The organism is Bartonella sp. AA9NXGY (assembly GCF_042196845.1).
Taxonomy (GTDB): domain Bacteria; phylum Pseudomonadota; class Alphaproteobacteria; order Rhizobiales; family Rhizobiaceae; genus Bartonella.
Map to the genome: position 1 here is coordinate 1 of NZ_JBHIRB010000012.1, position 22227 is coordinate 22227.

Annotated in this window: 17 protein-coding genes and 1 tRNA gene; 13 read left to right on the forward strand and 5 right to left on the reverse strand. The window is 37.7% G+C overall.

Features of this window, described 5'->3' with window-relative positions; genetic code table 11:
- Nucleotides 1-160 precede the first annotated feature (160 nt).
- Nucleotides 161-235, reverse strand: a tRNA-Gly gene (locus ACFIM6_RS06850).
- Nucleotides 236-421: 186 nt separating this feature from the next.
- On the opposite strand from ACFIM6_RS06850, the gene ACFIM6_RS06855 reads away from it, so the two are divergent.
- The 7 genes from ACFIM6_RS06855 to ACFIM6_RS06885 all read left to right on the forward strand — a co-directional run bounded on the left by ACFIM6_RS06855 (nt 422) and on the right by ACFIM6_RS06885 (nt 8850).
- Nucleotides 422-1399 (forward strand): ABC transporter substrate-binding protein, encoded by a 978-nt coding sequence (locus ACFIM6_RS06855; protein WP_375612209.1) that lies wholly within the window; start codon nt 422-424, stop codon nt 1397-1399.
- 63 nt (nt 1400-1462) lie between these two features.
- Complete coding sequence (locus ACFIM6_RS06860) at nt 1463-2359, forward strand: ABC transporter permease (RefSeq protein WP_375612210.1); 897 nt, start codon at nt 1463-1465, stop codon at nt 2357-2359.
- Nucleotides 2352-3146, forward strand: a complete 795-nt coding sequence (locus ACFIM6_RS06865; protein WP_273790094.1) for an ABC transporter ATP-binding protein — start codon at nt 2352-2354, stop codon at nt 3144-3146. The genes ACFIM6_RS06860 and ACFIM6_RS06865 overlap by 8 nt, the downstream gene beginning before the upstream one ends.
- A gap of 4 nt (nt 3147-3150) precedes the next feature.
- Nucleotides 3151-4191: a DNA polymerase III subunit delta gene (gene holA / locus ACFIM6_RS06870; protein ID WP_375612211.1), complete on the forward strand. Its 1041-nt coding sequence runs from the start codon at nt 3151-3153 to the stop codon at nt 4189-4191.
- Between the two features lie 1956 nt (nt 4192-6147).
- Nucleotides 6148-7077 carry a prephenate/arogenate dehydrogenase family protein gene (locus tag ACFIM6_RS06875; protein ID WP_375612212.1) on the forward strand — a complete coding sequence of 310 codons (930 nt, stop codon included), beginning with the start codon at nt 6148-6150 and terminating at the stop codon, nt 7075-7077.
- A 411-nt stretch (nt 7078-7488) separates the two neighbouring features.
- Entirely contained in the window at nt 7489-8343 is an 855-nt protein-coding gene (locus ACFIM6_RS06880; protein WP_375612213.1) for a YihY/virulence factor BrkB family protein, read from the forward strand.
- A gap of 30 nt (nt 8344-8373) precedes the next feature.
- The gene (locus tag ACFIM6_RS06885) at nt 8374-8850 is read left to right on the forward strand and encodes a YaiI/YqxD family protein (RefSeq protein WP_273790302.1); all 477 of its coding nucleotides are present in this window, start codon (nt 8374-8376) and stop codon (nt 8848-8850) included.
- Nucleotides 8851-8852: 2 nt separating this feature from the next.
- Here the strand turns inward: ACFIM6_RS06885 and ACFIM6_RS06890 are convergent, their stop codons facing one another.
- The gene (locus ACFIM6_RS06890; RefSeq protein ID WP_375612214.1) at nt 8853-9548 is read right to left on the reverse strand and encodes a TlpA disulfide reductase family protein; all 696 of its coding nucleotides are present in this window, start codon (nt 9546-9548) and stop codon (nt 8853-8855) included.
- A gap of 32 nt (nt 9549-9580) precedes the next feature.
- Here ACFIM6_RS06890 and argH point away from each other — a divergent pair, with 32 nt between their 5' ends.
- The 5 genes from argH to ACFIM6_RS06915 all read left to right on the forward strand — a co-directional run bounded on the left by argH (nt 9581) and on the right by ACFIM6_RS06915 (nt 16041).
- Entirely contained in the window at nt 9581-10981 is a 1401-nt protein-coding gene (gene argH, locus ACFIM6_RS06895) for an argininosuccinate lyase (RefSeq protein WP_375612215.1), read from the forward strand.
- Nucleotides 10982-11032: 51 nt separating this feature from the next.
- Entirely contained in the window at nt 11033-11212 is a 180-nt protein-coding gene (locus ACFIM6_RS06900; RefSeq protein ID WP_375612216.1) for an LPS translocon maturation chaperone LptM, read from the forward strand.
- A gap of 8 nt (nt 11213-11220) precedes the next feature.
- Entirely contained in the window at nt 11221-12501 is a 1281-nt protein-coding gene (gene lysA / locus ACFIM6_RS06905) for a diaminopimelate decarboxylase (protein WP_375612217.1), read from the forward strand.
- A 126-nt stretch (nt 12502-12627) separates the two neighbouring features.
- Nucleotides 12628-15048 carry a TIGR02302 family protein gene (locus tag ACFIM6_RS06910; protein ID WP_375612218.1) on the forward strand — a complete coding sequence of 807 codons (2421 nt, stop codon included), beginning with the start codon at nt 12628-12630 and terminating at the stop codon, nt 15046-15048.
- A gap of 222 nt (nt 15049-15270) precedes the next feature.
- Entirely contained in the window at nt 15271-16041 is a 771-nt protein-coding gene (locus ACFIM6_RS06915; protein WP_375612219.1) for a class I SAM-dependent methyltransferase, read from the forward strand.
- An 899-nt stretch (nt 16042-16940) separates the two neighbouring features.
- On the opposite strand, the gene ACFIM6_RS06920 is transcribed toward ACFIM6_RS06915, so the two are convergent.
- The 3 genes from ACFIM6_RS06920 to tsaD form a co-directional block, all read right to left on the reverse strand.
- Nucleotides 16941-17621 (reverse strand): response regulator transcription factor, encoded by a 681-nt coding sequence (locus ACFIM6_RS06920; RefSeq protein ID WP_375612220.1) that lies wholly within the window; start codon nt 17619-17621, stop codon nt 16941-16943.
- Between the two features lie 906 nt (nt 17622-18527).
- Nucleotides 18528-18962: an EVE domain-containing protein gene (locus ACFIM6_RS06925; protein WP_375612221.1), complete on the reverse strand. Its 435-nt coding sequence runs from the start codon at nt 18960-18962 to the stop codon at nt 18528-18530.
- Nucleotides 18963-19639: 677 nt separating this feature from the next.
- Complete coding sequence (gene tsaD, locus ACFIM6_RS06930; protein ID WP_375612222.1) at nt 19640-20734, reverse strand: tRNA (adenosine(37)-N6)-threonylcarbamoyltransferase complex transferase subunit TsaD; 1095 nt, start codon at nt 20732-20734, stop codon at nt 19640-19642.
- 307 nt (nt 20735-21041) lie between these two features.
- On the opposite strand from tsaD, the gene ACFIM6_RS06935 reads away from it, so the two are divergent.
- Nucleotides 21042-22226, forward strand: a complete 1185-nt coding sequence (locus tag ACFIM6_RS06935; RefSeq protein ID WP_375612223.1) for a hypothetical protein — start codon at nt 21042-21044, stop codon at nt 22224-22226.
- Nucleotide 22227: the final 1 nt, after the last annotated feature.

The following is a 22227-nucleotide window of genomic DNA, read 5'->3' on the forward strand; positions in this document are numbered from 1 at the left end:
GACTTTACATGCTTTAGTGATTTGGAAAAATAGGAGCAGAAAAATGCGTTAAAGAGAGCTTTAAATACCCTTTGAAAAGCATTTGAAGACCCTTTAAAACTCTTTGAGAAAAAATAAATTGGTACAAAACCTGCTGGCAAGCTACAAATACAAAATTCAATGGAGCGGGCGATGGGATTCGAACCCACGACCCCAACCTTGGCAAGGTTGTGCTCTACCCCTGAGCTACACCCGCTTACCGATTCGATATATATCTTGTCTGTATGGCGTAGGCTTCTACGAATTGCAACAAAAAAATATCATTTTAGTTTGATTTATTTTGTCCATGTTTAAATAAAATGAAATAAAGATTGATTTTAGAAAATTCTTCAGTAATAAATTATTCCTTTTTTAATTTTTGCATGGAGAGGGGTGGAATATAATGTTGAAGAGAATAAATATATTAGGGATTATCATTGCAACTGTTTTTATGATGAACAGTGTTGCAAAGGCCGATGACCAAGTTAAACACGTTAAAGTTGCAATAACGCAAATTATGGTCCATCCTGCTGCGGATGCTGTTCGTAAAGGTGTGGAAGATGTGCTTGCAGCAAATGGTTATAAGCAAGGTGAAAATTTTCAACTTACCTTTTTATCAGCGCAGGGTAATATTTCAACAGCAACGCAAATTGCACGTAAATTTGTTGGTGATAAACCCGATGTTATTGTAGCAATTACCACGCCTTCAGCACAAACGATGCTTGCGGCAACAAAAACAATTCCTATCGTCTTTGCAGCAATTTCTGATCCTATCGGAGCTAAAATCGTTTCTTCACTTACCAAACCTGGCGGTAATATGACGGGGAGTTCTGATCGTATAGATGTTGCAGAAAGTGTTAGACTTTTACAAGAAGTAAAACCAGATTTGAAAAAAATTGGTTATCTTTATAATGCTTCTGAGGCAAATTCTGTTTCGACACTTAAAACGTTAAAGGATGTAGCAAAAAAAGCTGGAATTGAAATTATTCCCTCATCGGCACCAAAGCCTTCAGATGTGCAGGCAGCAGCACGCGCTTTAATCGGTAAGGTCGATATTATTTTTGTTCCTGCTGATAATACGATTTTATCTGTTTTAGAAGGTGCAATAAAGGTCTCAGAGGAAGCCAATATGCCTGTATTTACTGTTGATGCTAATACTATCGGGCGCGGGCCTTTTATGACGCAAGGTGTGAATTTCTATGATGTAGGGGTTGATGCTGGGAAATTGGTTGTGCGTATTCTAAAGGGTGAAAAGCCTGGTGATATTGATGTTGTGCAGGCGGCTAATAATGACATTCGAATTGATTTGAAAGCAGCCCAAAAAGCAGGGATTATTATTCCGCAGGCAGTTATTGATCGTGCAACAAAAGTGATTCAATAACTTTTATTGATAGAGTGTTGATACAATAAAAATACGTTAAGTTTTCATGGGGATTGTCTTTACATGAATATATTTGCGTTTTCTGGTGCTGTGGAATTAGGCCTTATTTATGCGTTTGTTGCTATAGGGGTTTATCTTTCATTTCGGGTTTTAGATTTTCCTGATTTAACGGTTGATGGATCGTTTCTTCTTGGATCCTGTGTCTGTGGTGTTTTGATTCTCTTGGGTTTCAATGCATGGACAGCTATGGCATGCGCTTTTTGTGCAGGTATGGTGGCTGGTTTATTAACAGCTATGTTGAATTTGCGTTTTGGCATTTTGAATCTTTTAGCTTCTATTTTAACAATGTCGGCACTTTATACGGTTAATCTTCGTATTATGGGAATTATGGGAGGGTCTAATGTTAATTTAGCTCTTGCTGATACGGCGTTAACGCCCTTTTATAATCTGTTTGGTTTGTCTGATATTTTTGTGCGTCCTCTTTTCGTTGGTATTGTGTTGCTCGTTATGGCGTTTTTGATTTGGCGCTTTTTGGAAAGTGAAATTGGTCTTGCTATGCGTGCAATGGGAGCTAATCCACGCATGGCGACGGCGCAAGGTGTTCATACATCAGCATTGATATATTTTGGAATGGGGCTTTCCAATGCGTGTGTGGCACTTGGTGGTTCTCTTTATATTCAAACTGCGATTGCAACAGATATTACCGGTGGAATTGGAACAATTGTTTTTGGATTGGCAGCCGTGATTATCGGTGAAACTCTCTTTCGTACGCGCAATATTTTTTGGATTATAATCAGCTGTATTGTAGGGTCTGTGCTTTATCGTGTGGCGGTGCAATTTGCATTTGAAGCAAATGGCATTGGTATTGATACGTCGACAGATCTTCAGTTGATTACTTCACTGTTGGTTATTTTAACCCTTATTGTGCCACGCTATTGGAGGAGGCATAAACGTGATTGAGTTTTTTCATGTTGGGGTCACATTTAAACCGCAAACACCTTTGGAAAAACAGGCTTTAATTGATATTAACCTGAAAATTGATCAGGGTAGTTTTGTTACGGTTATTGGTTCAAATGGTGCTGGTAAATCAACTTTGCTCAGTGTTTTAGCGGGTGCAACGCTTCCTTCAACAGGGAAAGTGGTTATCAATGGACAAAATGTTTCTAGGCAATCAGTCAGTGAACGCGCTGGAAAAATTGCTTGTGTTTTTCAAGATTCGTTAGAGGGAAGTTGTGGTTCTTTAACAATTGAAGAAAATTTGGCTCTTGCTGCTCTTCGAGGAAGTCGTCGTGGTTTGCGTGCGGCGTTAAATTATGAGAAACGGCAATTTTTTCGAGAGAAAATTGCTCAATTAGGCATTGGTCTTGAAGCGTATATTCATAATCCTATGGATAGTTTATCAGGTGGGCAACGCCAAGCAGTTTGTCTTGTGATGGCAACGTTAGCACATGCGGATGTTTTATTGCTTGATGAACATACCTCAGCACTTGATCCTGGAATGGCTGATTTTGTGATGCGGTTGACTGAAAAAATCGTTGAAGAGAAAAAATTAACGACTATCATGGTGACTCATTCTATGCGTCAGGCTCTTGATTATGGCGATCGCACCTTGATGTTGCATGGTGGAAAAGTGATTTTGGATGTCTGTCATGAAGAGCGTAAGGGCTTGAATGTCAATGATTTAATTGGCATGTTTCAGAAAGTTCGTGGGGAAGTTCTTGATGATGATGAACTGTTAATGGATTAATAGTGTGGCTCAGAAAAAAGCACATGAAGTTGATCAGTTTCTAATGCGTTTTTCACGTGCTTTTCCTATTGTTCTCATTTATGGGCCAGATCGTGGTCTTATTTGTGAGCGTGCACAATGTTTTGCAAAACTTACACGGGTAGCAATAGAAGATCCATTTTCGACAATTCGTTTGGATGCTGCTGAAATTGATAAAGATCCTGCACGTTTAGAAAACGAAGCGCGTACGTTATCTCTTTTTGGGGGAGATCGTTTGATATGGATCTCTAATGCTGCTAACCAAAAAGGTTTTCTTGCTGCTTTAAAACTTTTAATTGAGAAGCCACCAGAAGCTTGTTTTATTCTCATTGAGGCAGGGGATTTAAAAAAAGGAACAGGGTTGCGCAATGCTGTTGAAACAGCATCAAAAGCGATGGCTTTGCCCTGTTTTGCCGATGATATGCGTTCTCTTGACGGTTTGATTGATGAGGTTTTAGGACAGTTTAAGAAGACTCTTTCTTTAGATGCACGTAGATGGTTGCATGAATGTTTAGGGGCGGATCGCCTTGTATCACGAGGTGAATTAGAAAAGCTTTGTCTTTACGCTGCAAATGTTCATATTACTCTTGAAGATGTGAAAGCTGTTGTAAGCGATGTCAGTGCTCTTTCTCAGGATGAAGTCATTGATGCTCTTTTATTGGGCGATATATCAGGCTTTGAAGCGCATTTTAACCGACATGCAGCAGTGCAGGGGGCACTTTTTTTAATTTTGAGTACAGCTCAAAGGCATTTTCAGCAATTACAGCTATTGCGTTATCAGGTAGAGGTTGAAGGAAAATCGTCTTTTACGGTGGTTTCTGAAGCTCGTCCTCCCATTTTTTTTCAACGGAAAAAGGTCGTTGAACAAGCTTTAAAATATTGGAAATTAGAACAAATTTCTTATGCAATGGAAAGAATTCAGAGTGCTGTTTTAGACAGTCGTAAAAATCCACTTTTGAGCGAAGCTATCATTCGTCAAGTTTTGTTAGGGCTTACAATTATTGCACGACGCCAGATGGCAGCTTAACAGCCTAGAAATATAATGATTTTTTATTTTTGGTATACCACAGAGGCATTTTCAGTAATTAAAACTGTTATGCTATCAAGTAGAGGTTGATGGAACTTGTATTTTTGAGGATGCATTTTAGGAGCTTGAAAGCTTGATAGAAATTTTTCTTCAAAAGAAATAGTTTATTTTCAAAAGGCCATTTTGAAACAGTTTTATTATTTTGTTGTGTCGTAAAGTACTGTTTTTTAGAGTAGTGATACGAGGCTCATATCAAATTTTATGTATTCGATGTTTTTTTGTGTGGATATTTGGTGAATATTAGTTGGTTCATAGAGTCTTAATGGAGTAACACCCCCATGTAAAACAGAGTATCTCAAACAACAGAAGACACTTGTATGGTAGATTCATACGCTTTCTTAGAAATATTTTTCAATGCGCGTCATATCTATTTCGCGGCGGTGTTTATGGATGGTGTAGAAGTAAAGTTCCTTGTGAAGAATATAAAACCCATAGAGCAACTCTATCTTTACGCTTAATAAAAGTGAAAGTCGACACTCATTATATACTTTGCTAGCCTCTAATGTTGCTACAGTTTTTAGCATTAGAGAGCGTTTTCATCATTTTTTCTCACATGTCTTCTTGTGACGTGTAGACAAGAGATTTTAATTGATAAGAGGGTTTGTGATGGAAGAATTTTACAGTATTCGAAGTTATGATTCAAATTGAAAAAAAGTATTATTTTTATAAATCAATGTATTATAGATTAATTGAATCACTTAAAATAGTGAGCCAGAGGAATCTTTTAGACAAGAAAATGAATTGTTTGCAGATCGGTATGAATTAAGAATCTTCATGGGATGAGAAGAAAGTCAAAATAGATTATGATGAAAACCACAGCACCTATGGGGAAACTTTTATGTTTGATACAGAGATGATTATCTTAGCAATGAATGTGTCTCATAAACAGAGCTAACCATTGTTTATTATTAATAATTTATTATTTTTCATATTAAATCAATCAGAACAATGTCTTTTGCACGTCATAAGCGGGGGGGCGTGTGGATAAAAACTGTACAAGAAAGCACTAAAAATGCTTCTTATGAATGCTCTCAAATTCCAAGGTTTTTTGCAACATTGGGGGCAGGAAAATATAATGATAGTGTTTTATTAAGTGTAAAGAGGGTCGTGCTTAATGGATTTATAGTTATAACATTTACGAACATTGTCGTGAGATAGGCTGGGGAGCGAGATGCCTTTTTAAAACAAACGCATGAATTTGTAATCCAAATCTATTCTGTTGAGGGCGTTCTATTTTACGCGAGGGTTGTGATTCCATTAAAGGGATGTTCAGTGTTTTTGTTATCAAACTTTTTCTTTATTGAGAGGGCGTGTTTTTCTCATATTTATTTGATTTATGGTATCCGGAATCGGGAGAGGAAAATGTTTTTAATGGTATCTTTTGGTATGCGTTGTTTTACGGTGTTTTCAATATTCGCGAAACTCATGTTGATGTTGTAGGTGGAGGCGTAATACGTTTTTATATAGGTCTAATGTACAAATTAATGAACGTATCGGGATAATTGGAGAAGAGTTAGTGTCCGCTTACGCTTTTGATGTGTTTTTTTGTGAGTAAATTAGTAAGATAAAGTAAACTGATGAGATTTTATGTAGAGTCGTTGTTATCCTAATTGAGAGTGCATTTTATTTTGTTTCGGTGATGCGCTTTGATCAGTAATTAAGAGGGAGTTTTAGAGCGTGATGTTAGATTTCTCGTCATTTATTTTTTATGTGTTTTCTAGGTAAAGTGATCTGTTGTCAGCTTGCGCAGGTGATAATTGGTAAACTGCGTTATTCTTTATTCCCTAGTTGTCATTTTTTAATGTTTTACGCATAATTCTTGAACAAACAAACAAGAAAATTGTGATTTTACAATTGTCTTTATTGCCATTTGCAAAGAATCTTTGAAGGTGAAAGATGCTCCATATTCAGTTTGAAAAAATAGCACTCATTGGGATCGGTCTGATTGGGTCTTCTTTAGCAAGAGTGATTAAAAAGAAAAATCTTGCGGCTCAGATTTCTATTGCAACACGTCGTCCAGAAACCCTGAAAAGAGCGCGTGAATTGGAGCTTGGGGATTTTTATACGACAGATAATGCAAAAGCTGTTGAAGGAGCAGATTTGGTTATTCTTTCTGTTCCTGTTGGGGCTAGTGCAGAAGTGGCAAAAACCATTCGTGATCATTTAAAACTTGGAGCGATTGTGAGTGATGTTGGTTCTACGAAAGCGTTGGTTATTGCGGAAATGGCACCTTTATTGCCCAAAACGGTTCATTTTATTCCAGGGCATCCAATTGCTGGAACGGAATATTCAGGACCGGATGCTGGTTTTGCTGATTTATTTATGAATCGTTGGTGTATTTTAACGCCTTTTGCGGATAGCGATGCTGCTGCTGTCGCACAATTAACAGCGTTTTGGGAAGCTTGTGGTGCGCGTGTCGAAAAGATGGAACCTAAGCATCATGATCTTGTTTTGGCTATTGTTTCACATTTACCCCATTTGATTGCGTATAATACTGTTGGGACAGCGAGTGATTTAGAAAAAGTAACAAATTCGGAAGTGATTGCTTATTCCGCTTCTGGTTTTCGTGATTTTACGCGTTTGGCCTCTTCTGATCCCGTTATGTGGCGAGATATTTGTTTGCATAATAAAGATGCTATTTTAGAAATGTTGGGTCGTTTTAGTGAAGGGCTTGCTTTTTTAGAACGTGCAATTCATTTAGGAGATGGTGAGACACTGTTTAACTTTTTTACACGTACGCGTGCTGTGCGTCGCAATATTATTGATGCTGGCCAGGAAATTGATGCTCCTGATTTTGGACGTCAGAGTGTTTCTAAAAAAGGGTGAATAAAAGCAAGGGGGTTTTGTTGAATTTCGTTGGTTTTTTCTAGAAATCAATAAGAAGTTTTTTCTTTCTTCAGTCATAGATTGCAATGAAAAGGAGGGGCGATTGCTCCGATACAGATAATCATGACTTTAAAAGGTTTTATGTGTGCACGATCATCTTGCCTTAGCTCTCTATAGGGCATATGATGTACAGAAGAGGTTACTGATCTGTAGAAGTAACAAAAAAATGAGGTCGTTGTAGAACTTCATAGAGTGGGTTATTGTTTTTGTTTTCGTATAAAGTCGGGCTTGACCGTATTGATTATTAACCTTTATATTGCAACATTGCAAAATGTTTATTTGCAGAGTTTTGATGATTTTTATAAAACTTGAAATAGACTGAGGAAGAGTTTTACCAGAAAGTATTGAGTTTTGTTAAAAAATATCTTTTGGTATAGCTATCGTATTTTTGGTGACGCAGTAAGTCATTATTGGCGTGATAGTGGGAGTGCTTTTGCAAGCCATGTTGCGCTATCGGGGCTTTTAGCATTTTTCCCTTTTTTTATTTTTGGAACATCGTTTGCTCGTTTTCTAGGTGCTTTTACCTATACACCGCAGAAAATTAAAGCACTGGTGCAGTTATTGCCTGATGTTATTGCAGAGCCTTTATCTCAGGAAATTGTTAATGTTTTAACCATTCATCGAGGAGGTGTGTTGACGCTTTCTGTCATTGGAACGGCTTATTTTGCTTCTAATGGGATAGAGGCTTTGCGTACGGCTTTAAATAAAGCTTACCGTGTTACTGATCGACGGAGTTTGTTATTTTGTCGTTTTCAAAGTCTGTTTTTTGTAATCCTTGGAGCTGTTGGTCTTGTTGTGATTAGTTTTTTATTGATTCTGGCGCCTTTGTTGATCAAAATTATGCAAAATCATTCTTTTTTTATGACTGAATATATTGCTGTTATTCGTGTATGGCGTTATACAGTTGCAATCGTTATTTTGTTTATCAGTCTTTTGATTGTTCATAAATGGCTTCCAGCAGGGCGGCGGAAAATTATAGATATTTTACCAGGAATAGTGGTGACAATGTTTATATGGTTTATGGCTTCTATCGCTTTTGCGCAATATTTAACGATGTTTGATTATATTTCTACCTATGCAGGGTTGGCATCTATTATGGTTGCTATTATTTTTCTCTACATATTGAGTGCAATTTTTATTTTGGGAGGAGAAATAAACGCGGCGATAATGTTTTATCGCAAGGATTTGCAACATTCAGATGAATGAAAGAGTTTATTATTGCTTGAAAGCTAAGGTATGAATATCCCAATAAAGCCTGCTATCACTTTGTTGATTGATGCGGATGCTTGTCCTGTAAAAGATGAAGTTTATCGTGTGATGAATCGTTATCAGCTTAAGACATTTGTTGTGGCAAATCGTTCTTTGTCCCTTCCAGATGAAGCACTCATTGAAAGAGTGGTCGTTGCTGGTGAATTCAATGGTGCTGATGATTGGATTGTAGAACATGTGCATGAGGCAAGTATCGTTATTACCAGTGATATTCCTTTAGCAGCACGGGTTGTGCAAGCTGGGGGGTTTTGTCTTTCGCCAACGGGGCGTATTTTTGATGTAAATTCAATTGGTCAGGCTTTGGCGATGCGCAATTTGATGGAAGATTTGCGTGGACAGGGCAGTATAATAGGTGGTCCCCGTCCTTTTTCTCGTAAAGACCGTTCTGCTTTTTTGTCAGCACTGGATCTTGTTATACAACGTTTAAAAAGACGCGGTTATTAAAGTTATAGGGCTTCTTTAATGACTGCTTTTATAAGTGCTTTGGCATCGTCATTGGCCCACGGAGCTGCACCATTGAAAGAAGCAATGAGATATCCCTCTTTATCAATGAGCAATGTAATGGGGAGTCCTAAAGCGAGCCCCTGTTTTCTAACATTGTTGAAAATATCCATTGTTTCATCGCGATAGTAAAGCAAATTATCTGAATGAATATTCTGTAAAAATTGCTGAATTTTTTCAGGAGAAGCAGTTTTATCGATATTAATAGCTATGACATCAAAGTTTTCTCCACCTAATTCACGTTTTAATTGCGCAAGTTCAGGCATTTCTGTGCGGCAAGGTGCACACCAAATAGCCCATAGATTGACCAGCATTGGTTTTCCAGTAAATTCGCTGAGTGTGTGCTCTTTTCCTAGAATATCCTTGAAAGAGAGTTTATTCATATCTGAGGGCGTATCAGCAAATCGTATGTGGCTAAAAAAGCCTTTTGCTGCTTTTCGTATCGCCATCATTTTTTCTGCTCGTGCTTTATCAGTATTTATTTCTTGTGCTTGTGCTACTGAAATGAAATTGAAAAGAAAAAACTCTCTTTTGGTATCGTAGTTTATGGTTGCGTATAAACTCAATGCAATGATAAAGAATGCAAGGGAGAGTTGCCTTTTTTTATTGTTTTTTTCGCTGATGAAAATTTGAAAAATCATAATTTTGTCCTTTGGATGGGTATTTTCAGAATATGACAGATGAGAAGTTAAAGAACCAAATGTGGGGTGGTCGGTTTGCGGCAGCTCCTGCTGCAATTATGGAAGAAATTAATGCTTCTATTGATTTTGATCAAAAACTTTATCGACAAGATATTGAAGGTTCTCTTTCTCATGTGGCTATGTTAGCGCAAACGAAAATCATTTCACAATCAGATTATGAAAAAATTGTTCATGGTTTGAAACTTATTCGCCAAGAAATTGAAGACGGTAAATTTGTTTTTTCACGAAAGCTTGAAGATATTCATATGAATATTGAAGCGCGGCTGAGCGAATTGATAGGTCCTGTAGCTGGGCGTTTGCATACGGCGCGTTCACGCAATGATCAAGTTGCTGTTGATTTTCGCTTGTGGGTATGTGAAGCAACGCAAAAGATAGCACAAGCTTTAAAAGGATTGATAGAGCAATTACTTATTCGCGCAGAACAACATGTTGATACCTTTATGCCAGGCTTTACGCATTTACAATTGGCTCAACCTGTAACATTGGGTCATTATATGATGGCTTATGTTGAAATGTTTGGTCGAGATTTATCGCGGATGCGTGATGCTCTTGAGCGAATGAATGAATCGCCTTTAGGGGCGGCTGCTTTAGCGGGGACAGGCTTTCCAATTGACCGTTTTATGACAGCAAAAGCGCTAGGCTTTCGGGAACCTACACGCAATTCAATTGATAGTGTTTCAGATCGTGACTTTGCATTGGAATTTTTAAGCGCTGGCGCTCTTTGTGCAACACATCTTTCACGTTTAGCAGAAGAAATAATTCTTTGGTCAAGTGAACAGTTTTGTTTTATTCATTTATCAGATGCTTTTTCAACGGGTTCATCTATTATGCCACAAAAGAGAAATCCTGATGCGGCAGAGTTAGTACGAGCGAAAGCAGGTCGATTGAATGGTGCACTTATGGGATTGTTAACGGTGATGAAAGGATTACCGCTTGCTTATTCAAAGGATATGCAAGAAGATAAGGAATATGTGTTTGATGGGGCTTTGAGTTTGGAATTATCACTAGCAGCAATGACAGGGATGATTGCTGATTTGAAAGTGAATAAAAAAGCCATGAAACAAGCAGCGGATTTAGGGTATGCAACAGCTACAGATTTTGCGGATTGGCTTGTACGCAATTTAGGGATTCCTTTTCGCAAAGCACATCACATCACAGGGTGTGCTGTGGCATTGGCAGAAAAAAAACAGTGTCGCCTTCATGATTTATCATTAGATGAACTTCAAGCAATTTGTCCTGATATCAATGCAACACTTTTTGATGTTTTGACCGTTGAAAAATCTGTTGAAAGTCGTAAAAGCTTTGGGGGAACAGCGCCTTCAGAGGTTCTTCGGCAAATTGCGTATTGGAAAAAGCGTCTCGTGAGCGCTTGAGTGATTGTATTTTAAAGGTAAAAAAGAAATCGAGATGAGGAAAGAGGACAGATGAAAATTATATTAAAGGGGTTGATGATTGTCCTTTTGGGGGGCTTGGGTATCGTTGGGTGTGGGCGTAAAGGGTCATTAGAGTTACCTCCTTCAACAGGAGTGAATTCTTCACAAGGAACTTTTGTTTCTCAAGGCAAAACAGATAAACCTTTTATTCTTGATCGGTTAATACAATAGGGATTTTTATGCGTTTTTTTTCTTATCATCAGGGTGTGCTTCACGCTGAAGGTCTTTCTCTTTTGGAACTTGCGCGGGAAGTTGGAACACCTTTTTATTGTTATTCAGCTAGCGCAATCGTTGCACATTTTAAAGATTATCAGAATGCATTTCATGATATGCCGAGTTTGATTGCTTATGCGGTTAAAGCGAATTCCAATCAAGCAGTTTTACAACTTTTAGCTAACAATGGAGCGGGAGCTGATGTGGTCTCAGAAGGGGAATTACGGCGTGCACTTGCTGTTGGTATTCCTGCGCAGAATATTGTTTATTCTGGTGTTGGTAAAACAGTGAGAGAAATAGATTTTGCTCTTGCACAAGATATTTATTGTTTTAACGTTGAATCAGAGCCAGAACTTGAACAATTATCGGCGCGGGCTGCTGCGCTTTCAAAAACAGCTCGTATTTCTTTACGCCTTAATCCTGATGTGGATGCTAAGACTCACAAGAAAATTACAACAGGTAAGTCTGAGAATAAATTTGGTATTCCACTGTCTTTGGCGGGTGATGCATATAAAAAAGCAGCTCAATTGCCCGGTCTTCATGTGTGTGGTGTTGATCTCCATATTGGCAGTCAAATTTGTGATTTAAAACCGTTTGAGGATGCATTTGTTATTGTTGCAGATTTTGTGCGTCAATTATGGAATAATGGTTATGCGATAACCCATATCGATATTGGGGGCGGGCTTGGTATTCCTTATGGTTATGAGCAGAATCCAGTACCTTCTCCTTTTGAGTATGCAGCACTGGTAAAAAAACATATTGCGCCTTTAGGGATCAATATTATCCTAGAACCTGGGCGTAGTATTGTTGGTGAAGCCGGTGTGTTGGTGACATCGGTTGTGTATTTAAAAAAGGGGGAAGGACGAAATTTTGTTATTGTTGATGCGGCGATGAATGATTTCATGCGTCCAACGCTTTATGATGCGTGGCAAAATGTAATGCCAGTGAAAAAAACACCAGTAGATGCCCTTCTGATTAATGCTGATATTGTCGGTCCTATTTGTGAAACTGGTGATTATTTAGGCTTGGAACGTTCTTTGCCAGTGTTGAAAGCGGGTGATGTTTTGATGTTAACAGGAGCAGGGGCTTATGGCGCAGTGATGGCAAGCACTTATAATAGTCGACTTTTGGTGCCGGAAGTTTTGGTTCAGGATACACGTTATGCAGTCATTCGTCCACGCCTTGATTATGCACAATTGATAGGCTGTGATCATATTCCAGATTGGATTGAGCCCAAATTAGATTGAGCATTATTAAATATTTTGGGTCTTATTTTTACTAAACTTTGATGAAACAATTTATTTTCTAGAAATTGTCTTGTATGGGGTTTATGATCTTAATGCACCACGATAAAAGGGGATAAATGCTTGTTTATGAAAAATAAAAACATCAAAGGTTTTGCAATGAAGCTTTTGTGTGTGCGCATTTTGATGTGGGGGATTCTTTCATTTGAACGGATGTGGGTACGGTTGTTGCCATTTTTCCTCGTTCTTAGTCTCTTTTGTTCGTTTAGCTGGTTGGGACTTTTTGGTATTTTGGGCTATTGGTCACATTTGCTCTTACTTGGGGTTATACTATTTTGTGCTGGGGCGAGTTTATTTTTTCTTATTCGTTTTCGGTTTCCCACAATGCGGGAAGTAAATTGCCGCCTTGAACGCGTTAATGATCTTAGACACCAGCCTTTGAATATTCAGACAGATCGTTTATGTTCTGAAAATGATGAAGATTTTAGTGCTGTTATTTGGCATGAACATCAACGCCGAATGGCAAAGCAATTATACCATTTAAAAACTGGATTTATCTCTCTTAATAGTGCGGATTATGATCCTTTAGCTTTGAGGGCTTTGTGTGCTCTTCTTTTTGTGTGCGCTTTTAGTTTTTCTTTTGGTTCACAAGGGGGGCGTTTGGCTGATGCCTTTGATTTTCGTCCTATCGTTGATGAAAAACTCATGCGGATTGATGCTTGGGTAACACCACCTGCTTATACCGGTGTGGCACCGATTTATTTGACAAAAGATGAGAAAACACAACTAGAAATCCCTGAAGGGAGTAATGTTGTTGTGCGTGTTGTCAATGGGGCTGGCATTACAGTAAAAGCAAAGTCTGTAGAAGATGGGAGGGAAGTTTCGTTTTCAGAGAAAACGGAACAAACAGCTTTGAATGATCCAATTGTTCATTTTGAAACACATTTAAAGCATCCAATAAATTTATTTGTATCATCACGTCGTAAAAAACAGCAATGGCATTTGCAGATAATTAAGGACACGCTTCCAACAATTCATTGGTTGGAAAAACCAGGGAGGATTTTAACGGGATCATTGGAGTTACGATATGTGGTGGATGATGATTATGGTGTGACAAAGGCTTTTGTTGAAATAGAGCCTTTTCTTCCTCAGAATAAAAGTGCTTCTTCTCTTTATAATGCTCCGGAAATAGAACTTCTTCTTCCGCGTGGTGGAAAGGGGAAAATGCGAATGGTACAGGATATATCAGCGCATCCATGGGCGGGTTCGCAAGTCAAAATTACTTTGGTGGCAGAAGATGGTGCGGGGCAGAAAGGGCGTAGCAAAACTTTTGTTATGATATTACCACAGCGTGTTTTTTCGAATCCTGTTGCACGCGCAGTGGTTGAACTGCGTCGTTTATTAGCTCTTAATCCTTTAGCGCGAGAGCGGGTACTTGATATGCTTTCTGCTTTGCTTGTACGTCCAGAAAAGGGGTTGCAAAATGCATCGCATTTTATTGTTCTACAAAGTGCGTGGACAAGACTTTCTTTAGCACAAACAGACGAGGATTTGCGCGATGTGGTGGATTATTTATGGCAAATTGCTTTGGGTATTGAAGACAATCAACTTGAATCCGTGCAAAAAAAGTTAAAACAAGCACAAGCTGCTTTACGTGATGCATTGCGTTACGGTGCTTCAGCGGCAGAAATTGAACGGCTTATGGCAGATTTACGTCAAGCTATGGATGAGTATATTCGTGCTTTGGCTGAAAAAGCACCGGATAGTCAAGTTTCTAAAAGCTCAAAAAGTCCTAATCTTTCTGAAGCTACATTACAAGAAAAGCTAAATTTAATTGAGGAAATGGCTAAAACAGGCTCTTCTTTAGCAGCTGAACAACTCTTGGCGGAAGTTGAACAGACGCTTGATCATTTGCATGTGCAAAAAGGCAATCAAAATGAGGGAGAAAAAAGCCAATCTGCACAAATGAAAGAAAAGATGGACCAGCTTGGAGATTTAATGCGTCGTCAGCAAGAAATTCTCAATGAAACACATCAGTTAGAGATGGAACAAAAACGCGGAGAAAATGTACCGGAAACACAAAAAAAATCTTTAAAAAAACGTCAAGCTGAATTGCAATCTGAATTATCAACATTAGAAAAAGAATTATCAGAACAAGGATTTGAAACAGGGGGGGCGTTGAAAAGGGCAGAAGAAAAAATGAATTCTGCGGAAAATGCTCTTGATAATGGAAATCATCAGGTATCTATACAAAATCAGTCTGATGCTTTGGAATCTTTGAGGCAAGGTGCACAAAATGTTTTGAAAAAAATGCGCGAAACACTTAAAGAAACGGGAGATGATCAAAATGCTGATTTTGGTCCTAAAGATCCGTTAGGACGTCCACTTTCTTCAACAACAGATGAAGAACAAGAAGGCGAGGCACTACCACAAGAAAGTGATCAAATGCGTACGCGGCAGATTTTGGATGAAATTCGCAAACGTCTTGGTAAAGAGCATCTTTCAGAAGAAGAAAAAAACTATCTTGAAAGATTGCTTCATTTTAATTAACCAGTGTTGGCTTTTTTCTTAATTGATGTCAAAAACAGTATATGAAGAACCTCTATGGGGTTTATCTCCAAAAAAATGATTAAAGTGCTTGTAAGGCAATAATCATCCTGTTGTACTGATTTTTTAATCATTTAAGTTTAAAATATGCAATATTGAAATGTTCGCTATTGCGGAAAAAAAGCAGAAGTCCATATAGGTTTGGTATATGAAAATCTGTAATGTTTGAAATTTGTTTCTACATGGTATGTTGAGTTGGATATCGTTACGCTGAAAGATTTTTATGCTTCTGCACTTGGACTGCGTGTGCAAAAAACGCTGTGTGACCAATTGAATTTATGGTGGCCTGATCTTACGGATAAACGGATTATGGGATTGGGTTATGCACTTCCTTATCTTTCTACATTGCGTGAACGTGCCCAACAATGTTTTGCTTTTATGCCAGCTTCTCAGGGTGTTTCGCCTTGGCCTTGTTCTGAGCAAGTTGCTACAGCGCTTGTTTTTGAAGAAGATTTGCCGCTTCCGGATGCGTCAGTTGACTGTATTTTATTGGTACATGCATTAGAATATACAGAAAATTCATTTGAAACGTTGAATGAAATATGGCGTGTTTTAGCACCCAATGGCCACTTGATCGTTATTGTACCTAATCGCTCTGGCTTTTGGGCGCGCAATATTACTACGCCCTTTGGTTATGGCGAACCCTATAGTCGGCAACAAATTACTCGTTTGTTCGAAAAAACAAATTTTGTTTCTGGGCCAATACAAGAAATTGTACATTATATGCCCTCTACGGGGTATTTTTCGCGGTTGTTCTCATTTTTTTACGAGCCATTTGCTCGCTATCTTTTGCCTTATTTTGGTGGACTCTTAATGTGTCAGGCACAAAAACGTGTTTATCAGGGTTTGCTCGTACAGCGTCGTCAGTCGCGACGTATTTTTATTCCTGCTTTATCACCACAGACAAGAAATATTTTAATTTATAAAAATAATTAATCATTTTGTCATTGTCATAAGAATCGCAAATATAGAGGCATTCTCTTATTTCAATTTTTTGCATTTACAATTAAAAAATATTCTTTTGTACATTAATATGTGGAATTGGTATGTGAATAAAAATCTCAAGTATCTATATACCAAACCATATTTCATGAATAGTGGAAACATTTTAAAAGAAAAAAATGCTGGTATCTTCGTAAACGTAAAAATAGCAGAGTCCAAGAGATCTTACATAATATGGTTTATGGTGGTTAAAAACTGTACAAGGAAGGATTACAATGCTTCTTATAAACCATCTCAAGTATCAAGGGCTCCTCTGCAACATCGAGATCTAACATAAGTGTGATGGTGCTGGCTTGTTCTTTTATAAGCGTAAAGATGGTGGTGCCCAGTGGCTTTATCGTTAGGATAAACATTTAGCGTTATATCATGAATTATATAACCTCTTAAGAGGAGATAAAGTCATAAAGAATAGAGGAAAACTATAAAGATAAAAAACATCTCTCAATTTAGGTTAGTGAATGTGAGATAAAGCAGTGCGTGGAGCGGTTTTTCTGAAAAAAATAATCATAAATAGCACTCATCTAAAGATGATAGTTATGATCAAGAATGTTGCTAAAAGATATCACGATTATTTATATGCGAAACATATTAAAAACTTTAGAAAGAACAAAAGCATGTGAAACAGAAGTTACAAAGTATATCGTGAGGGTTGAAAGCATTTTTGTTTTTGGTTCTCATGTTGGAATATTTCGTTTTTTATTCATAATGTTATATATTTTGTCATAAGAGTAAGTTCTATGTAATAGCATTCGAATTATATGCGAAGGTTTTTTCATCTCGTTTCTGTTTTCATTTAGAATATTAAAATTATTTTTGAAACAGAAAATCTCGAATTAAAGATTTAAACGGTAACCATTTTGATCTGTTATGAGAATTTGCGCATTGGAGGGATCGTTTTCGATTTTTTGTCGCAAACGATAGATATGGGTTTCTAAAGTATGGGTGATAATATTTTCATTATATCCCCAAACTTGTTCTAACAATGTTTCACGGCTGACAATTTTATCATTGGCATGATAGAGACATTTAAGGATCGCTGCTTCTTTTTCTGTGAGACAGATTTTATTGTTGCATTGATCAAGAAGAAGTTTTTGTCTTAGTTTAAAAGTATAGGGACCAATATGAAAGGTTGCGTCTTCATTTTGTTCATATTGGCGCAACTGTGCTCGAATTCTCGCTAATAACACCGCAAAGCGAAAGGGTTTTGTTACATAATCATTGGCGCCTGTTTCAAGATCTAAAATATTATCACAGTCTGTATCATAATTTATTATCATGATAATGGGGGCACGAAATCCTTGGGTGCGTAATTGTTTAACGGCTTTGTAGCCATCAAGATCAGGAAGTTGAAATCCCAAAATAGTGAGATCAATATTTTCTTCTTGGATTATTCTCATTCCCGCTTCTGCTGTTTTTGCTTGGAAAATTTTAAACTCTTGATGCATTTGCAATTGTTCTACTAAAATAGGGCGTAGATCATCGTCTTCAACGATTAAAAGAGTATAGTGGTTCATGTTTTTCCTTATAGGCATGTTGATGCACTGATTGATATAGTTTCATGAAAAATAAGATTTCATGCAAGAAAAATTAAAAGAGGAAAATTAAAAAAGAGCGCTTCTAAAAAATAAACTTTTATAATTTCTAATGGTTGCTTGCTGAAAAGACGGTATTCCGTCTGCAGGGTATTTTACGTATTGGTTGGAAGCGTTTTTTTATGTTCTAGAACGTGTTTTAGCTATTGAGTGTCATCATCTTTACGCTTTATGGAGAAACAAGGTGTGGCACTATCATTCACTTTGCCAGCTCGTGGGTGTTGCGGACAGTCCTTGGCACTTGAGACGATTCATAGGAGGAATTTTTAGTCCTTTCTTTCACGGTTTTTTCCATATGGGACTTTCTCCGTTTAGAATGTGCAAGCAAATAGCCTTTGATTGATTCAATATAAACAGGTTGGGAATGAGAGAATCCTGCGGTATGAGGCGCACTCGTCCAACATGCAAAACAATGAACACGCAATATGATGCGTTTTTTAAGCGTGAAGAGAATTGTGCAACACCTAGCACATATGCACTGTTTAGGAGAATTTCACGATCATTTTTATTGTTTTTTATCCACGTTCAGTTTTGTTTTTTTGTTGCATTTGTGTGTGAAGGGGCTGTGTGTTATGTTCGTGGTGTTGCTTATTATAATTGTTGAGCAAGCTTTGCCTTTAGCAATGCCGAAAAGATGCATCATAAAGAGGTTTTTTGTGTAATTTGGAAGGAGACTGTATTGAGAAAGAGTGCAGGATAAAAAATGACAAAAAAATATCATATTTATGCATTTAGCATGAGAATACCTCAACAGAAGGAGGTGTTGTGCTTATTCTTCTGCGCTATGAAGCATCTTTTTATATGAGTTAATGAATAAAAATTATTGTTTTAAGATAAAAGCATTTCCCTCTTAAGGTTGCCCATCAAACAGACTTCTTTCCATTCATCTTCTGTCACGGGTTGCACTGATAAGCGGCTGGCTTTGACCAGCACCATATTTGCTAGTTTGGGATTAGCTTTAATTTGTTTTAATGAAACAGGTGTTGGCATGTCACAAAGTGCACGGATGTCCACACATTCCCAGCGTGGATCAGAGCTTGTAGAATCAGGGTGTGCTTCAGCACATATTTCTACAATTCCTACAATTTCTAAACCTTTATTTGAATGATAAAAAAAACCTTTATCACCATATTTCATAGTGCGCATATTATTACGAGCTTGATAATTGCGTACACCATCCCATTGTTCGCCATCAGCTCCTTTTTTCTTTTGCATCTCCCATGACCATTTATGGGGTTCAGATTTAAAAAGCCAATAAGCCATGAGTTCTCCTTTTTCATAGACTGTTATGTATTTATCATACGGATTTTTATAAGTATTTTCGTAATATCCTTAACGATAATTTTAAAAATGGGGTAAAGAATTTCTTATTTCAAAATAACTTGTATATAGAAAAATGCGCTCCATTGATATTTTATGTTGTATAAAGGTATTTTGCTTATCTTGTAGCAGAAAAATATATCAGTGTATCGAAGTAATAGACTTAAAATTGCTCAGCCATGTGGAAGCTTAATCATCTTTTCAGCTGCTGTTTGAAATGTAGTTACTATAGGATCATTGGAGCATTGCGTTGGAGAGAATTTAGCAAGAAAATTGGTTCTAAAAAGCTTTAAAATTACAATGACAATGAAACGAATAAATGGTCAAAGATGATGAGGTCAACGAATGGCATTCATATCTATGCTTTGTGGCATAGAGTGCGTCTTATTATGCTGTAAAATACCGTCATTTGAAGTGTAATGATATAAGGCAGTTTTTTGAAACATGAAGTTTTTAAGAATGTGTGGTGAATATTTAGGTTTACGTATCGATCTTTGGGTTAAGTGAATTGTGTGAGTGGGAAGCAGGTGGAATCTGCTCGATAGAGAATTCGGACTATCTATAGACCGGATTGAGTAGAAATCTTCGTTCTTTAAGATGTGTGTAGGACGTCAATTTTATTATGCTTTTGTTCCACGGCGACCCATCCCAATCAAGGGGGGGGCTTTTTCATCTAATGGCCAGCGTGAGCGAGGGGCAATATCAAGAGGGCTTGTTTCTCCTCGTGCAAGCTTTTGTGCACCGGCAAAAGCAATCATTGCAGCATTATCGGTACACAAGGAAAGAGGAGGGGCTATAAATTCAAAGCCATGTTGATGGGCAAGTTCTTGTAATGTAGAGCGAATGGCTTGGTTTGCGGCAACACCGCCTGCGACAACCAAAGCAGGAGAACGCTTTTCTTGATCATGAGAGAGAGGATATTGGTGGACAAAGTGTTGTAGAGCGAGGTGAACGCGATCACGTACTGTATCGGTTACGGCGGCTTGAAAACTTGCGGCAATGTCAGCAATATCATTTTCTGTAAGAGGAGCTATGGCTGTTGCGGCTTGTCGAACAGCAGTTTTGAGTCCTGAAAAAGAAAAATCTAATCGTTTTTCACCTTTTAAAGGACGTGGAAGAGGGATGCGATTTTTATCACCAAATAAAGCTGCTTTTTCAAGTGCTGGTCCACCAGGATAAGGAAGACCTAAAAGTTTTGCTGTTTTATCAAAGGCTTCTCCTAATGCATCATCAATAGTGGTTCCTAAACGTTGGTAGTTGCCTACTCCATGAACAATGATTGTTTGTGTATGACCTCCTGAAACTAAAAGTAATAAATAAGGAAAGCTGACGTTGTGCGTTAACACGGCTGTTAAAGCATGTCCCTCTAAGTGATTTACCGCAATAAATGGTTTGCCAGTGGCAAGAGAGAGTGCTTTTGCGCTCATAACGCCTACCAACAATCCTCCTATCAAACCAGGCCCACTGGTGGCTGCAATGCCATCAATATCTTTTAATTTTGTGTTTGCTTCTGTTAGTGCTTGCAGAATTAAATGATCAAGAACTTCAACATGGGCACGAGCAGCAATTTCAGGAACAACACCGCCGTAAGGTGCATGGTGATCAATTTGACTCCAAACAACATTGGAAAGAATTTGGCTGTTTGATTCGTTGTTATATTCAATGACAGCCGCTGCCGTTTCATCACAACTTGTTTCTATTCCCAGCAGACGCATTTTAAACAAAACCTTATATTGAAGCTTCTTTCCTGCGTGCGTACCATGAACAGAAAAAGATGCAAAGTATTTCTCTTAGAATTGTTTTTTCTATGAAAAATATGTGTTTTGGCATTTTCTTTGAATTTTATGATATCGTTGATTAAAAAATAAAGCTGTATTTTCGAGTATAAAATGCAAATGTTTTTTAAAAACTTGTCTATTAAAGGCGATACTTGTAAATATTATTGAGAAAAGCTGCGTTTTTAAAACTTTTTTCATTTTATTATTTTATCATTAAAAAAAGTGTGCACGAAAAGTGACAGAGATGGTCGATTCTTCAAAACCAAAAGTTAAACCACATTATGCTGGTACGCGCCGTAAGAAACCAGTTATTGAACATGAAGCTGTTCCCCATGATTCAGAGGAAAAAATCCATAATTCTGTAGAATCTCAAGCGCGAGAAGAACAGAATATGCAAGGTCAGGATAAAAGTATCTCTAGTACAACTTGGCTTTTCTTATCCCTTTCTGGGATTTTGGGGGGATTCATTGCTTTGGGAATTTTTATGGGGCTTCAATGGGCTGGTTTTTTTCCTTCTCCTTTTGTGGAAAATTCTGCTAGAGGAGAAAAAGCTTTGCAGATTGCTGAAGCCGCAAAAAGTCAAGGTGAAGACACAAAGGAACAATTGAGGCGGGTCTTTCAAGAAATTGATACGTTAAAAACAGAGTTTTCTTCTTTTTCATCACAACAGTTTAAAACAACGAAAAATGATGAACTATCGAAAGAAGAAAGCAAAAAAGCTTTTGCGATTTTAGAGGAAAAAGTAAAAGCTCTTGAAGAAACTGTACAAACTTTTGTTAGAAAGTCGAAAGAGATAGAGACGGCTTTGTCTGTTGGGCAGAGCAATGCAAATGATCTTGCTGCGTTAAAACAACAGTTAGAAGCACTACAGGAAGAAACTGCTGTTAAAAATAGTGAGAAAAAAGAAATAGATACCGCGCTCTTTACTGCAATTAGTTCATTAAAAAATGCTGTAGAGCGTGGTGGATCTTATAATAATGAATTAAAGCTGTTACAACAATTATCGCCTTCGATTAATGGACTTGATGTGTTGCAAAAAACAGCTACTGTGGGTCTTCCAAGTTCAGCACAACTTTCAGTTGATTTTGCTCATGTTGCTGATGCAATTGTTGGTACGCAAAATCTTGTTGCGTCAGATGCTGGTTTTTTTGACCGAATTTTAGCGTGGATAAAAGGGCTCATTGTTTCGCGACCGATTGGAAATGTTGAAGGGACAACGCTGGGGGCTATTGCGGCACGCATGGAAGTTGCCATTCAAGCTGGTGATTACGAAAAGGCTTTGAGCGAATGGCAATCATTGCCCCAAAGTGCAAAAGATGTTTCAATGGATTTTGTTAAGCAGCTTGAAAGACATATTGCTATTCAACAGTTGTTGCAGCAATTGTTATTGTCTGTGCAACAAGGATCTTTTAAAGCAACAAAGATGTAAA

What these genes read in the sequence shown, in the direction of transcription:
- ACFIM6_RS06855 (WP_375612209.1), top strand. Translation starts at nt 422, where the DNA reads ATGTTGAAGAGAATAAATATATTAGGGATTATCATTGCAACTGTTTTT.
- ACFIM6_RS06860 (WP_375612210.1), top strand. Translation starts at nt 1,463, where the DNA reads ATGAATATATTTGCGTTTTCTGGTGCTGTGGAATTAGGCCTTATTTAT.
- ACFIM6_RS06875 (WP_375612212.1), top strand. Translation starts at nt 6,148, where the DNA reads ATGCTCCATATTCAGTTTGAAAAAATAGCACTCATTGGGATCGGTCTG.
- ACFIM6_RS06885 (WP_273790302.1), top strand. Translation starts at nt 8,374, where the DNA reads ATGAATATCCCAATAAAGCCTGCTATCACTTTGTTGATTGATGCGGAT.
- ACFIM6_RS06890 (WP_375612214.1), bottom strand. Translation starts at nt 9,548, where the DNA reads ATGATTTTTCAAATTTTCATCAGCGAAAAAAACAATAAAAAAAGGCAA.
- argH (WP_375612215.1), top strand. Translation starts at nt 9,581, where the DNA reads ATGACAGATGAGAAGTTAAAGAACCAAATGTGGGGTGGTCGGTTTGCG.
- ACFIM6_RS06900 (WP_375612216.1), top strand. Translation starts at nt 11,033, where the DNA reads ATGAAAATTATATTAAAGGGGTTGATGATTGTCCTTTTGGGGGGCTTG.
- lysA (WP_375612217.1), top strand. Translation starts at nt 11,221, where the DNA reads ATGCGTTTTTTTTCTTATCATCAGGGTGTGCTTCACGCTGAAGGTCTT.
- ACFIM6_RS06910 (WP_375612218.1), top strand. Translation starts at nt 12,628, where the DNA reads ATGAAAAATAAAAACATCAAAGGTTTTGCAATGAAGCTTTTGTGTGTG.
- ACFIM6_RS06920 (WP_375612220.1), bottom strand. Translation starts at nt 17,621, where the DNA reads ATGAACCACTATACTCTTTTAATCGTTGAAGACGATGATCTACGCCCT.
- ACFIM6_RS06925 (WP_375612221.1), bottom strand. Translation starts at nt 18,962, where the DNA reads ATGGCTTATTGGCTTTTTAAATCTGAACCCCATAAATGGTCATGGGAG.
- tsaD (WP_375612222.1), bottom strand. Translation starts at nt 20,734, where the DNA reads ATGCGTCTGCTGGGAATAGAAACAAGTTGTGATGAAACGGCAGCGGCT.
- ACFIM6_RS06935 (WP_375612223.1), top strand. Translation starts at nt 21,042, where the DNA reads ATGGTCGATTCTTCAAAACCAAAAGTTAAACCACATTATGCTGGTACG.